Origin of the sequence: Gordonia sp. SGD-V-85, from assembly GCF_001456905.1 — a bacterium.
Classification (GTDB): domain Bacteria; phylum Actinomycetota; class Actinomycetes; order Mycobacteriales; family Mycobacteriaceae; genus Gordonia; species Gordonia hongkongensis.
Map to the genome: position 1 here is coordinate 240,000 of NZ_LNQO01000001.1, position 14,015 is coordinate 254,014.

Consider the following 14,015-nt stretch of genomic DNA (forward strand, 5'->3'; position numbering starts at 1 on the left):
GGGGTGACGCTCGCAAGCTCGCTCCTCGGGGGCGGTCACCGTCGCCCGGGCGGCCGGTCACCGGCCGGGCGCAACGCCCACGACGGCACCCAGTGCGTGACCTTCTCCTGTCGGTCCTTCGAGGTGATCGTGTAGGTGACCTTGCCGTACCAGGCACCCCATTCGTCGCGCCCCCACTCGGTGAGGACGCCGAGGTGCACCGACCGGATCTGCAAACCGTCGGGGTGGTACTCGCCGCTGAAATGCGGCGCATTGGGGTACAGCGCGCCAAGGTCGATGAGCACCGCCTTGTGGCCGACCCGCACGAAGGCGGGCCGGTGTGGTTGGCCGTTGTCCCCGCCAATCCACTTCATGCCCACCCAGTCAGTTTCGCACGTGTGTTCGAGCGGTGTCACCCTCGGTCGGGTCGGCCGGGCCGCCCGGCGGGAACTAGGGTGTCACGATCGCGAAATCGGGATCGGGGTCGTCCAGGTAGCCGGCGAGTTCGCCGAATGCACTCGGATCACCGTCGACGCCGACGTCGCCCGCTTCGACGGCCGTACCGAGATCCACGAGCCCGAGGAGCAGCGTCAGCAGGGTCTGTTTCGTCAGGGTGAACGTGGCTGCGACGGGGTCGCCAGCGCTTGCCTGATCCACGTCGAAATGAACCAGGAGGCCGTTGCGCAGCTCCGATCGGTGGCGTCGGTCGACATCGGTGATGTGCCAGTCGAGGACGATGTGGGCGTCCCAGGCCGCCGGCCCGTCGACTCGCAGGGCGACGGCGTCGAAGAGCTGATCGACCGACAGGGCGGCGACGATGTCCGTGGCCGCCGTCGTGGTCGGCGTCCCGACGGGTCCGTGGCGCAACTCGTACGCCCCCATGAGGTAGAAGTTGCGCCACGTGCCGTTCTCCGAGCCATAGCCGAGCTGTTCGAGCGTGTCCGCTTGGAGACTCCGCGCCTCCTCGTGCGCCGGGTCGGCGAAGACGACGTAGTTCAGGACCTGTGCGACCCAGCGGAAGTCGCCCGCCTCGAACGACCGGCGGGCCTTCCGTACCACCTCGTCCGCGCCGCCCATGAACTCGACGTGCCGCGTCGCGGATTCCACCGGCGGGTGTTCCCAGAGGTGCGCCGGATTCCCGTCGAACCATCCCATGTAACGCTGGTAGATGGCCTTGACGTTGTGGCTCACCGAGCCGTAGTAGCCATGTGTGTGCCAGGCGTTCTCGAGTGCCGGGGGCAATCGGATGTCCTCGGCGATCTCGAGACCGGTCCGGCCCTTGTTGAGCTGCCGAAGGGTCTGATCGTGGAGGTATCCGTAGAGGTCGCGCTGGAGGGACAGGAACTCCGTGAGCTCCGCGGTGCCCCATGTCGGCCAGTGATGCGACGCGAAGAGCACGTCGGAGCGCGCCGCGAAATCGTTGATCGCCTCGGTCAGGTAGCGCGACCACACGTGCGGATCACGGACCAGGGCACCCCGCAACGTGAGCAGATTGTGCAGGGTGTGGGTGGCGTTCTCGGCCATACAGAGCGCGCGCATCTGCGGAAAGTAGAAGTTCATCTCGGCCGGTGCCTCGGTGCCGGGCGTCAGCTGGAATTCGATGGTGACCCCGTCGATGGTCTCGACCTGTCCGGTGGTGGTGATGTCGAGGGTCGGGGCGATCAGGGTCGCCGTGCCGGTGGACGTGGACTGGCCGAGGCCCGCGCCGATCGCACCGCGCGGGCCCCTCGGCAGCGCGGCCCCGTACATGTACGCCGCGCGCCTGCCCATCGCCGTTCCCGCGTAGACGTTCTCGGCGACCGCGTGCTCGACCATGCCTGCGGGCGCGATGATCTGGCACTCGCCGGCGTCGACGGCCTCCTGGGTGGTGACTCCTTTGACGCCGCCGAAATGATCGATGTGCGAGTGCGTGTAGATGACGGCGGTGACCGGACGATCGCCACGATGCTCCCGATAGAGGCGGAGGCCGGCGGCCGCGGTTTCCTGTGAGATCAGTGGGTCGATGACGATGACGCCGGTGTCGCCCTCGACGACGGTCATGTTCGACAGGTCCAGGCCGCGGATCTGGTAGATCCGATCGGTCACCTCGAAGAGGCCTTGTCGGGCAACGAGACCCGACTGCCGCCACAAGCTGGGATGGGCGGTGGCAGGCGCCTCCTTGGCGAGGAAGGAGAATTCATCGCAATCCCACACCGGCTTCCCGTCCTGGCCGGCGATGGCGGGGGGATCGAGTTCGGCGACGAGTCCGCGCGTGGCGGCGTCCAGGTCGCGGGTGTCCTGGAACGGGAGGTGATCGTGGGCGGACGAATTCGCCTGTGCCACAGCAGGGGATGCGTCTCGAGAGAGCCATGTGCTTGACCTCGTCGATTCTCGGTTGAGTGCGTACGGTGACGTTCTCGGTGAGCGATGCGTACGTACCACTCTGTCAGAAGCGCGGATGCCTCGCCGGGGTTCGGCACGCTCAGTTGACACCCGACCGCTCGCCGACCGTGTGGACGACGACGACCTCGGGGTCCCAGGGGACCAACTCGTCGACCGTCGTCTGGAGCTCGTCGATCGGCGGCAGGTCCTGCGGGGCCAGCACACCGACGGTGACCGTGCTGCCGGTCCAGCTGACGCCGGTCACCTCGGACGAGTCGTTCCCGCCCGATCCGAGCCACGACTCCGCCGCGGTCGCGATCTGCCGGGACCACAGTGACGAGAGCGAGTTCGCGACCATCGGGACGGTGACGACGACGAGAGCTACGGCCAGTGCCGCGTAGGCCCGGCGTCGAGGGGCCCTCGGATGTTCCGCACCGGCGAGATCGGCGGCCTCTCGGCCATAGCCTGCGATCGTCAACACGACGAGGCTCGTGATGATCATCGCGACCACGTTCGACGCGAACAGCACGAAGGCGCCCAGTGCGAGCGACGGGGCTCCCGACCCGAGGCAGACGCCGACGACCCCGAGTGGCGGCACCAGGGAGATGGCGATGGCCACGCCGGGCAGCACATCACCGACGTCGCGACGGGTGATGGCGATCGCGCCGACGAGGCCGGTGGCGAGGGCGGCCAGGAGGTCGACGAGCGTCGGTGACGTCCGGCCCAGCACCTGTGAGTTGGAGAGCACGTTCGTCGGGTTGGGTAGCAACTGGGCGAACACGACGCCCAGGATCGTCACCAGGATGACCCCGGCGAGCACGTAACCGACACTCGCGAGCACGAGTCGACCACGGCCGGTGGCGATCCCGAGTCCGATGCCGAGGATCGGTGTCGACAGCGGCGCGACGATCATCGCCCCGATGACGGTCGCCGTGCTGTCGGCGACGACTCCCGAGACCGCGATGATGCCGGACAGCGTGAGCATCAACCAGAAGGCGCTGCGTTTGGCGGTGCGGTCGCCGACGGAGAAGTCGAGGCGCTCGACGATCTCGTCCAGGCTGCGACGCTGTGAACCGGGGATGAGGGAGAGCACGATCGGAGCCCCTTCGTCTCGAGGTCCTCTGAAAGTACCCGTTCGCGGTCCGCTGTCCAGCAGAGTCGGCGCAACCGTGTGACCATGGATGAACGCCGGGGAAAGCACAGGGGGCGAACATGGATCGGTTCACCGGATGTCTGCTCGCCGGTGCTGCCGGCGACGCGCTGGGCGGGGCAGTCGAGTTCTCGACTCGGGACGCGATCCTGGAGAGGTTCGGACCCGCGGGCATCACCTCCTACTCCGAGGCGTACGGCGGCCTCGGCACCATCACCGACGACACCCAGATGACGCTGTTCACTGCGGAGGGTCTGCTGCGCGCCTGGGCCCGCGACTGCGCGGGAGGCATCTCCTGCTACGCGGCCACGACGGCCCGCGCATACCTGCGGTGGTTCATCACGCAGGGCGGCCATCCGCGGCACGGCGTGCTGGCGACGACCGAACGGTCCAGCTGGCTGGCAGGGCACCAGCAGTTGCACAGCCGACGGGCACCCGGCACCACCTGTCTCGAGGCGCTCCGGGTGACCACTCGTCCGGGCGTCCCGGCCGACAACGACAGCAAGGGCTGCGGAGGTGTCATGCGGGTGGCGCCGGTCGGTTTGTTCGCGGCCCGCGCGGACTGGTCTGCCGCAGGCACTTTCGACCTCGCGACCACACTCGCGGCGCTCACCCACGGCCATCCCTCCGGTTCGCTTCCCGCCGGCGTTCTCGCGGTCGCGGTTCGCGAGCTGATCGTCGGGGCCGGCCTGCCGGAGGCGCTGGCGACGGCGAAAGGCATCCTCCGGAATCGTTCCGGTCACGAGGAGACCCTCACCGCCCTCGATGCCGCGGAAAGCCTTGCCGGTTCGGGCCTGTCCCACGAGGCGGCGATCACGCGCCTCGGCGAGGGCTGGGTCGGAGAGGAGGCGCTCGCGATCGCCGTCTACTCCGCGCTGGTGGCCGACGACCTCGAGGACGCGGTGATCATCGCGGTCAATCACGACGGCGACTCGGACTCCACCGGCGCGATCGTAGGCAACCTGCTGGGTGCGCGCGACGGGGTCGAGGCCATCCCACCGCGCTGGCTGGAGCCCCTCGAACTGCGCGACGTCATCGTCGAGATGGCGGGCGATCTACACGAGTTCGTGGACTGGGACATCACCGAGACCGATGAGCCGGCCGGGTCGGGCAGTTGGGTCGAGAGGTACTGGGGACCCCGCCCGGGGGCGACTCCGGACCTTCGCCCGGTGGGCTGAGTCTCCGGCGCGACCGGCGCCATCGTCGTCACCCGCCAGAACGTGGCAGGTCAGCGCCTCGGCGTCGTGGCGACGAGGTGCGCAATACGACGGCCACGACGGGGTTGCCCGATGGTCACAGACGTCGGTTTGAGTTCTCCCCATGGCAGTCGCTCTGAGATCCGACCGTGGAATCCGTGTGCTCACAGGCGCTTCCGGGGTGGGGTTCATTCTCGCCATCTGCGGCTCGAATGCGATGACGCCACTGCTTCCGGGATACATGGACACCCATGAGTTCGGGCCCGCCGCGGCGTCGGTGCTGTTCGCCACCTACTTCATCGCCCTGATCATCATCCTGTTGATCTCGGCTCGCGGCCCGCTCATCCGGCACAGCCGCACGGTGTTACCGCTCGCTCTCCTCGCGGCGATCGTCGGCGACCTCCTGCAGATCGTCGGCGCATCGGTCGACGTGCTGCTGTTCCCGGGACGGTTCCTCACCGGGGCGTCGGTGGGCCTGAGCACGGGCGCCGCCGCGGCGATCATGGTGGCCGCCCGCGGCGAACGGGGTCGTGCGTTCATCGCCTCCGGTTCGCTCATCGGCGCCGGAAGCGGGCTGGTTGCGGCCATCGCGATAGCCGTGTTCCTGCCCTGGCAGCTGGTCACGGTGTACGCGATCCACGCCGCGGCGACCGCCGTATGCCTGATTGTCTTGCTCGTCGGTCTGCGTCTGGCTCCCGGTTTGCTTGCGTATGGCAATGATTCGTCGATGGACGACGGCTTCGCGCCGCAGTCGACACACGCTCATACCGGCGACCTCGACGTCCACGAAGGCGACCTCGACGTTGCGGGCACCCGTCGTCGAGATCCCGGTGCCTATCTGATCGGCGCGCTGGCGTGGGCGATCGGTGCGCTCGCGGTGGGCGCGATGCCCGCCGCGATCCTCACCACCGGAGCGAGCGACTCGCTCCTCGTGGCCCAATGTGTCGGTGGCGCATGTCTGTTGGTCTCGATGGTCGCGAGTCTCGCCGGCGTGGGGGTGCGGCTCGTGACGACGTTACCGGCGGTCGGGGTGCTCCTGGTCGTCGGATGGTCTACGGCGGTGGTGGGTCTCGTCCTCGGCCGGCTCGACGTGATCGTCCTGGGTACGGTCGTCGGCGGGATCGGTCAGGCCGGGGGGTACCGAGTGGCGCTCGCCGCTGTCACCCGCGGTCTCGGCGCCGTCGAGCAGGGCCGTGTGGCATCGCGGTTCTCCGCCTTCGCCTACAGCGGTGCGGGTGTGATGGTGGTGCTCGACGGTGTCGCCGGCCAGGCAGTCGGGACCCTCGGTGGCGCCATCGTCACCGGCGTCGTCTACGCCGCGGCCGTCGCCATCGGTCTGGTCGTTCGACGAGCTTCTCCGCGCCCCGATCCGAAAGTCCGCAGTACCGCAGGTGTGATGGCGGCTTCTCAGGGAGCAGGCATTGACGCTCGCAAGCTCGCTCCTCGGGAAACGGGTCATGAGTGACTCGGGCGCACCGGCTCTGACCAAACGTGTGGGACTGATGGGGCTTCTGTTCACCACAGTCCACCACGGTTCACCGCTGGGGCACGAGTGACAGCGACTGCTGTGCAACAGGATTCGATGACAATGAGGGCTGTGGAGAAACTTCGTCGTCGAACGTGATTGCGAGTAGCTTGGTGTCATGCCCTCGATCATCGAACTCCGCGACACCCTCATCTCACTGCCGTCACCACCCGACGACGGCAGTGGCCGTGCTCTGCACGAACGACTCGACGAACTACGGATGCTGCGCAACGTGCTCGATCACCAGATCGCCGTGCATACAGCACTTTTCGATGCCACGGGTGCCGCGGTACGGGCGGGGTCGACGACGCGAAACGTGTTGATCGAGATGGGCATGCCACCCGCGGCCGCGCACCGTCATGTGCGTATCGCCGGCGGGTTGGGGTTGGTGCCGAAGGTTGCCGACTGCGCTGCCGAGGGCTATCTGTCTGCTGAGTGTGTCGACGCGGTGATCCGTGGGATCACTCTGGTGGACAAGCGTTCGGCGTCAGCGTTGTCCGACGACGACCGGTCAACGTTCGAGAGCGAGTTGCTCGCGCAGGCGTTCTCCGGTGCCACCCCTGCCCAGATCGACGACCACGCCCGCGGGATCGCCATTCGGGTCGCCGACACCGACCCCGCCGCCTTGCCGGCGGCCGATGATGCGTCGCTGAACACCGTGCACACCCACATCACCGAGGAGGGTCGGGTCGCGATCACCGCAGATGTGACCGCGGTGATCGGGGAGAAGTTCGTGTCGATGATCGACGAACGGTCCTGTCCGCGTCCCGAACCCGACGGCGCTGCCGACCGTCGAGGCGTGGCCGAGCGCCGTGCAGATGCACTGGAACTGTTGTTGGATCAAGCTGCGATCGGCGCGGCGATGACCACCGCCGGAGCACCACGCACCCAACTGCTGGTGACCATTCCTGCCGATGGGGTTGGTCCGGCTCGGCTGCCGTGGATGGGTGCGGTGTCAGAGTCGACGGCGCGGCGGCTGTCGTGTGATGGTGGGGTGGCCGAGATCGTCCTTGACAACGAAGGGGTGCCGTTGCGGATGGGCACTACGAAACGTCTGTTCCCGCACCATCTGCGGCAGGCGATCGTCGTGCGCGATCAGTGTTGCGTGAAATGCGGTGCCCCCGCAGCACATACCCAAGTGCACCACCTCGTCCACTGGGCCGATGGCGGTCCGACCGATCTGGACAACGGGTGCCTGTTGTGCCAGCGCTGTCACACCCAGGTCCATCACCATGGCTGGCAGGTGGTGATGGGTCCCGACCGGCACCCCTGGCTGATTCCGCCCGCCGACATCGACCCGAAACGCCTACCTCGACCCGCCTACAACCGGCGCACCATGCGACTCGACGAAGCCCTCGTCTAGACAGTCCACGCGAACACTCCACAGACCCTCCGGCGTCGACCCCGGCGCCACACGATCCTTGACAACTCCACAGTGTGAAACCTCCTTCTGCTCAACGGGATGCTGTAACGAGCAATGGCGTATACCCGACGCTCCATGGGAGCAGTGGGCCCGGGCCTCCGCAAGCTCAGGGCGCTCCTCAGGAGCGGGGAGACGTCCCGCCGCAAGCTTCGGGCGCTAGGCGGCGGGGGTGTCTCGCTCGCAACCTCAATAGAGTTCGCGACGCAAACCGGACACTGGTGCCTACCTTGGATCACATGACACCCACACGCGTCTCCGGTCCGATCACCTGGCTTGCCGTGTTCCTGGCGGTCGCGCAGGTGGTCGCGCCCGTGGTCCCGTTCTCCGGCTTCGGCGCCTCGCCCAACGAATCGACCACAGATCTGTTGATCACCCCGGCGGGCTACACGTTCTCGATCTGGAGTCTCATCTACCTGCTGTCGATCGTCTTCGCCATTGCCGTGGTGTGGAAAGGTGCCACCGGGACCGACGACCCGCGGCGTCTGCTCATCGACCTCGAAGTCGCGTTCGCCGGCGCTGCGCTGTGGATTCTGGTGTCGGCCGCGGAGTGGACGTGGGTGACACCGATCGTGCTGACGGTCATGACGGTGGTCCTGCTCGACGCCGCCCGCATCGCCGCGAGACCGGCCGACGACGCGGCGCCCCGGTGGCTCATCGTCCTGACCCGCATCCTCGTCGGTGTCTATGCGGCCTGGGCCACCGCGGCGGTCTTCCAGAACTGGGCTGCGGCGATCGGTGCCGACCTCGCCGACCCTCGGTCCCTGGGATGGCAGCTGACCATCCTGCTCGCATGCGCCCTGCTCGGCCTCGCCGTGACCGCCGCCGTCGGGTCGGTGCTCGTCGCATACCCACTGACCCTGATCTGGGCGTTCGTCGGGATCACCGTCGCCGCCCTCGGCGAGACGGCGGCGGTCGTCGGCGTCGCGGTCGCGACGATCGTGGCGCTGGTGGTCACGACGGCGGTGATGATGGTGTCGCGGCGGCGGGTGGGCGCACCGCATGGATCCCCGACCGTGCCGCTGACGCGATCATCCGCTCGGTGAGTTCGGAATCAGCCTGTGCGCGCAGCGGATCGGCGACGTCGCGGTCCCATACCGTGCGGCCACCCACCACGACCTCGCGTAGGTTGCGCAGTCCGCAACCGAGCACGTAGGTGGCGACGGGGTCCCAGATCGGGCCGAGGTGGGGGGAACGGGGATCGACGACGAGCAGGTCCGCGAACTTCCCGACCTCCAGCGAACCGACCTTGTCGGCCACGCCCATCGCCGATGCCGACCCGAGCGTGTGCAGGGTGAGCATGTCGACGGGGGTGAGAATCGCGGCGTCGCTGTGCTTTCCGCGCTGCAGGAACAGCCCGGTGCGCATGTTCTCGAACGGGTCCGACACGTCGGTGCACGACTGGTCGTCCACACCGACGCCGACGGTCACCGAATCCCGGAGCAGACGGGGGATGTCGGCGATGCCGGAACCGAGCCGACCGTTCGACATCGGCTGCCACACCACCGCCGACCCCGTGTCGCGCACACGCGCGACCATGTTCTCGGTGGGGTGCACGAAGTGTCCGAAGGCGAAGCCGGGGCCCAGAACGCCTGCGGCGTCGTACCAGTCGAACTTCGACTGCTGGATCTCGATCTGCTCGGCAGTCTCGACGAAGTGCGCCTGATTGGTGATCCCGTACCGGTCCATCAGTGCCCGTTCGCGTTCGGCGGTCGCTTGCGACGACGACCACTGCACCGAGCCGTAGACCGAACCACCCAGATCGAGGTCGCGGTCGACGGTCGCCAGGTGGCTCATCACCTCGTCGAAACCGGCGAACGCGGCGTCCTCGCCGAGTTGCTCGTCGTCGAGTCGCACACTGGTGACGAATCGGATCCCGGTGGCCGCCAGGCCGTCCACCTGGGCGGTGACGAACTCCGGAGAATGCACCCGAGCCGCCTTGAGGACGGACTCCTCGTAGTCGAAGAGTGCCAGGACGCGGGACTGGGTGAAGTTGTACACGGAGGTGATTCCCGAGGACAGGTGATCGAGCCCGCCGGCCAGCGTCATCCAGTACAGGTCTTGCGCATCGGCGCCGAGCAGCATCGTGCTGTTCAGCGTGACCCATTCATAGAGTGGGCTGTTGGGCGCCACCCCGCGCATCCCGCCGGTGTAGATGTGACTGTGTGCCGAGACGAAACCGGGTGCGAGGAAGGCGCCGTCGAGGTCGTGGCGGGGGAGCGGTGCGTCGGCCGGCGGTGAGCCCTCGCCCATCCCGGAGATCCGGCCGTCCTCGCCCACCGACAGCCATCCCCAGAACCAGGGCCTATCGCCGCTGACCGGCAGTACGAGGGCGTTGTGGTAAGTGCCGGTCATCCCGGTAGAACCTCCGAATTCCAATGATTTCCGTTGTCGGTGAACCGTACTCGCTGCGACGGCCCGTCCGGGTCGCCGCGCCAGAAGGTGATCTCCCGCAAGTCGACGGCGTACCCGGTCCAGGTGGGCGGTGCGGGCAGTCGCGGGTGGGCCGAGTCGTAGTCGGACCATCGCCGACGCCGCTCCTCGGGTGGCAATGCGGCGAGGTCGTCGTCGTTCAACCACGCCAGGAGTTGCAGGTACCGGGAACGGCGCGAGTAGGCCTCGGACAGTTCGTCGTCCGACGCTCGCCGGACGTCACCGTGCGCGACGACCTGCCGGCCGACGGCGGGCCAGGCGATCGCGATCGAGGCCCGGGGGTTGTCGGCGAGTTCGGCCACCTTGGCCGACCGGCTGTCGGTGTGGAAGTAGACCGCGGTGTCGTCGGCCTCGGTGATCAGCACGTGTCGGACCCGGGGATAACCGTCGGGGCCGCACGTCGCCAGTGCCATCAACGGCCGTGGCTCGTCCGACGGGGGAAGCCAGCTCCGCAGCAGCGTCATCGGGTGGACCGAGAGCTGATCCGCGGTCGCGCAATCGGTTCCGAATCCGGTACCGCTGGTGATCAACGCCCCACCCGGCCCGGGTCGAAGGTGGCGATCTCCGGCAGCGCGGCGACGAGGTCCTCGACGCGCTCGTCGAAAAGCTTCGCGCCGATCGAGGCGTCGGCTCCAGTGGGGTCGCCGATCACCCCAGACTCGGCGAAATCGGTGGACAGCCAACCGAATCGGACGGTGCCGGCGAAACCGACGTGCCCGGCGTCGGCGACCGCGTCCGCCACCGTCGCGACCGCCTTGTCCATGTGCACGAGATCCGGCCGGAGGTGCAGCATCATCGAGGTCTCCGCCCAGCCCGCGTGGATACCGAGTCCGCGCTCGGTGGGACCGGGGTGACCCGGGCCGGAGGAGAAGAAGGTCTGCAGGTCGAACCGTCGTCGGAGTTCGCGCGCGGCGACCTCGATCAGTGCGGAGTTGCCGCCGTGCGCGTTGAGGAACAGCACACGACGCGCCGGGGTCTGTGCGAGCGACGCCCCGATGTCGACGATCGTCTCGAACAGGGTGCTCGCCCGCAGCCAGATCGTGCCCGGGAGCCGCGAGTGCTCGTCGGATTTGGTGTAACCCAGCGCCGGCAGGAGCCAGACATCGTGCCCCGCGGCGGCACCGCGGTCCACGACGGCCTCGGCGACCGACTCCGCGACGATGAGATCGGTGGCCAACGGCAGGTGCGGGCCGTGCGGTTCGATTGCGCCCGTGGGTAGTACGAGAATCGAGTCCCGCGACAGGGTGGTGCCGATCTGTTCGGTGGTCAGCTCGGCATAACGCCGGTGCGCGGCCGGGCGCGTCGTCCTGGTGGTCACCGTGTTCACATCCACCTTCCGGGATTGAGCAGACCCTTCGGGTCGGTCTGGTGCGCCAGCGCGCGGACGCGCTCGGCATCGAGATCGACGTACCACTGGTGCGGGGAGTGGACGCCGACCCCGAGATCCTCGAGTGCGGCGACGCCGTCGATGACCTGCTGCGGACTGCGGTAGATCCCGTTGAGCATCCCGAACATCATCTCGTGGCCGACCTCGAGATGCAGCATGCCGCCCTCGTACACCTTCTCCACCTCCTCGAGCCGGGTGACGAGTGCGTCCCCGCGTACCTCCATGTGGAACCACCTGTCCGGCTGCGACTTCTGTAACCACCACGTCGGGTGGTTGTAGGACAGCGTCGACAGCTTGACCGTCTCGGCGATGCCCTCGCGGACCGCTTCGACGCGGCCGCCGGCGGCGACGACCAGGTCGGTGGTCTCCGCCAATGCCCGGGCGTCGATGATCCCGCGCACGCTGGCGCGACCGCGGACGAGCGCGGGGTCGTCGGGCAGCGCGCCCGTGATGACGGGGCCGTCCGCGGACAGCAGACGCGGCTTCGGTTCGACCGCCGCCAGTCGGAGCGCCGCGTCGAACGCCTCGCGTGTGGAGCCGAAACTCGCGTACACGCAGCGCCATTCCTGCAGCGGTTCCACCCGGACGGTGGCGCCGACGATGATGCCGGCGACCCCGTAGGTGTGCACGAACGGGGTTGCGTCGTCGCCCTCGAGATGGACCACCTCGGCCTCGCCGGTCGCATGGACGACATCCAGTGCGTCGACGAACCCCTGATGGTTGCGGCCGTGCACGATCGTGCCGGTACCGGCCGAACCTCCCGCCAGGAACCCGCCGAGCGTCGACTGGACGGTCGACGGGTACATCCACAGCTGGCTGCCGTGCGACCATGCGGTCTGTTCCAGGTTGATCATCCGCGCGCCCGCCTGGGCGGTGACCGAACGGTCGGTGACGTCCCCGATCGCGGTCAGCGACGTCATGTCGAGGACGAGTCCGCCGAAGCGCGGGATGACCTGGCCGTAGTTCCCGGTTCCCTTGCCGCGCGTGGTGATCGGTACGCCGCGGGCGACCGCCGCGCGGACGATGTGGGGCACCGCGTCGGCCGTGCGCGGGTAGCACACGAGATCGGGTCGGCCGAGATCCTGCGCCGACAGGATCGGACTCATCCCCGAGCCGTCGCGGGCCGCGCGTTCGAGCGCGCGGGGAAGTGAGCTGATGCCACGCGGGCCGACGATCGCGAGCAGGTCGTCGGCCAGCGCATCGACGTCCTCGGGGCCGAAGTCGGGGCGTCCCTCGTCGGTACCGACCGCGACCACCGGAGCGGTCATGACGGCAGGCCCACCGAGGTGTCGATGAAGCGGTTGGTCGCGATCGCCTCGGGCGTCAGGCCGTCGGCTGCGGGCGTGCCCTGCTCGGTGAAGATCGGCCCGGTCACCTCCATCACCCGGGCGACGCGCGCGGTGTCGAAGTTGCCGATCGTCGTGTCGGTGCCGTTGCTCACCAGGTTGAGGTCGGCCATCGTCTCCCGCGCGTAGTCGGCGTTCCGCTGGGAGTACACCCACCCCGTGTCGTACTGCTCGACGGCGTCGAGGATGACCGCGTCGGCCGCCTGTGGCGACGCCAGATAATCGACCGAACCGCGCTGCAACACCGGCACCAGCTGCTCGAGGCAGGCGGCGTTGTCCTCCAGTGCGTCCGAGCGAACCGCCACCGACGACTTGTAGGACGGGAAGCCGACGTCGTGGATCAGCTGGTACTTCACCGGCTTCTGCCAGCCCTCGACCTCTTCCTGGTAGACCTGCGGCTCGGAGCTGGCGAACCCCTGCTGGGCGGTCTTGCCGCCGTCGGAGACGAAGTTGGCCGGCGACCCGTCGTAGCTGCCGTCGACCTGTCCGGGGGAGAGGACGCCCGACCCGGTCAGGTAGTCCATGTAGGTGGCCCCCTCGAAGTACAGGACGCGTGCGTTCGCCGCCTTGAGGTCGGCGATCCCCTGGACCTGCGGGTAGGTGGCGGGATCCCACATGATCATCTGCGGACTGATGTCGAGCGGTGCCATGACCGCCGTCGTCGGGTTGTCCTTCGAGTTCTGGATGGCCTGATCGGTGTCGACGTAGCCGAGGAGGATCTCCGGGTCGGAGTACATCTGCGAGGTCACCGACTGGAAGCCGATGGCGGGTCCGCCGGCCCGGATCTCGATGTCGACGCCGGTGTATTCGCCGCGGTCGAAGAGCGGACCGACGACGCGCTTGTTGCCGGCATTGATCGTGGGGTCGGGGCCGAGGAGTTGGTAGAGGTGGCCGTGTTCGGCCTCAGGGTTCCAGTCGGTCTGGATGACGACCTTGTCGGGACAGTTGGCGCTCAGGTCGACCGGGCCGACCGCCCCCGTGTAACCGGAGGATTCGGTGCTCTCCCCGGAACTGCATGCGGCGGTGAAGGCGAGGGCGGCGGCGACGACGGCGACACCGGTGGTCTTGGACAGGCGACGCCAGACGGGTGTGTTCATGAGATGAGTTCCTTTTCGGGCTGAGAGATTCCGGAAGTTGAATGGAGGATCAAGGGGTGTCGACGACAGGAGACCCACTCGCTGGTTGAGCCGGCACCGAGCGCAGCGAGGAGCCGATACC

Annotated in this window: 12 protein-coding genes; 4 read left to right on the forward strand and 8 right to left on the reverse strand. The window is 68.1% G+C overall.

The genetic code is table 11. From position 1 onward, the window contains the following. Nucleotides 1-35: 35 nt before the first annotated feature. The 3 genes from AS181_RS01085 to AS181_RS01095 all read right to left on the reverse strand — a co-directional run bounded on the left by AS181_RS01085 (nt 36) and on the right by AS181_RS01095 (nt 3,433). Nucleotides 36-353 (reverse strand): hypothetical protein, encoded by a 318-nt coding sequence (locus AS181_RS01085; RefSeq protein WP_010842754.1) that lies wholly within the window; start codon nt 351-353, stop codon nt 36-38. Nucleotides 354-429: 76 nt separating this feature from the next. Next, on the reverse strand, nt 430-2,301 hold the full coding sequence (locus AS181_RS01090) for an alkyl/aryl-sulfatase (RefSeq protein ID WP_058249765.1): 1,872 nt from the start codon (nt 2,299-2,301) through the stop codon (nt 430-432). Nucleotides 2,302-2,440: 139 nt separating this feature from the next. Continuing rightward, entirely contained in the window at nt 2,441-3,433 is a 993-nt protein-coding gene (locus AS181_RS01095; RefSeq protein WP_078112726.1) for a TIGR00341 family protein, read from the reverse strand. A 119-nt stretch (nt 3,434-3,552) separates the two neighbouring features. On the opposite strand from AS181_RS01095, the gene AS181_RS01100 reads away from it, so the two are divergent. The 4 genes from AS181_RS01100 to AS181_RS01115 all read left to right on the forward strand — a co-directional run bounded on the left by AS181_RS01100 (nt 3,553) and on the right by AS181_RS01115 (nt 8,677). Next, nucleotides 3,553-4,668: an ADP-ribosylglycohydrolase family protein gene (locus tag AS181_RS01100; RefSeq protein ID WP_058249766.1), complete on the forward strand. Its 1,116-nt coding sequence runs from the start codon at nt 3,553-3,555 to the stop codon at nt 4,666-4,668. A gap of 178 nt (nt 4,669-4,846) precedes the next feature. Next, entirely contained in the window at nt 4,847-6,151 is a 1,305-nt protein-coding gene (locus AS181_RS01105) for an MFS transporter (protein WP_231742197.1), read from the forward strand. A gap of 178 nt (nt 6,152-6,329) precedes the next feature. Next, a complete protein-coding gene (locus AS181_RS01110) occupies nt 6,330-7,574 on the forward strand; it encodes an HNH endonuclease (protein ID WP_058249767.1) in 1,245 nt (414 codons plus the stop codon). Between the two features lie 296 nt (nt 7,575-7,870). Further along, nucleotides 7,871-8,677: a hypothetical protein gene (locus AS181_RS01115; RefSeq protein WP_058249768.1), complete on the forward strand. Its 807-nt coding sequence runs from the start codon at nt 7,871-7,873 to the stop codon at nt 8,675-8,677. Here AS181_RS01115 and AS181_RS01120 read toward each other — a convergent pair. From AS181_RS01120 to AS181_RS01140, 5 genes are read right to left on the reverse strand one after another with little or no spacing between them, the layout of a single operon-like run. Next, nucleotides 8,586-9,986, reverse strand: a complete 1,401-nt coding sequence (locus tag AS181_RS01120; RefSeq protein ID WP_058249769.1) for an amidohydrolase family protein — start codon at nt 9,984-9,986, stop codon at nt 8,586-8,588. The two genes, AS181_RS01115 and AS181_RS01120, sit on opposite strands and share 92 nt — an antisense overlap. Beyond that, the gene (locus AS181_RS01125; protein ID WP_058249770.1) at nt 9,983-10,594 is read right to left on the reverse strand and encodes a pyridoxine/pyridoxamine 5'-phosphate oxidase; all 612 of its coding nucleotides are present in this window, start codon (nt 10,592-10,594) and stop codon (nt 9,983-9,985) included. Before AS181_RS01125 ends, AS181_RS01120 begins: the two co-directional genes overlap by 4 nt. Further along, the gene (locus tag AS181_RS01130; RefSeq protein WP_058249771.1) at nt 10,591-11,391 is read right to left on the reverse strand and encodes a creatininase family protein; all 801 of its coding nucleotides are present in this window, start codon (nt 11,389-11,391) and stop codon (nt 10,591-10,593) included. The genes AS181_RS01125 and AS181_RS01130 overlap by 4 nt, the downstream gene beginning before the upstream one ends. Next, complete coding sequence (locus AS181_RS01135) at nt 11,388-12,719, reverse strand: FAD-binding oxidoreductase (RefSeq protein WP_058249772.1); 1,332 nt, start codon at nt 12,717-12,719, stop codon at nt 11,388-11,390. The genes AS181_RS01130 and AS181_RS01135 overlap by 4 nt, the downstream gene beginning before the upstream one ends. Beyond that, entirely contained in the window at nt 12,716-13,894 is a 1,179-nt protein-coding gene (locus AS181_RS01140; protein WP_058249773.1) for a hypothetical protein, read from the reverse strand. The genes AS181_RS01135 and AS181_RS01140 overlap by 4 nt, the downstream gene beginning before the upstream one ends. Between the last annotated feature and the right edge of the window lie 121 nt (nt 13,895-14,015).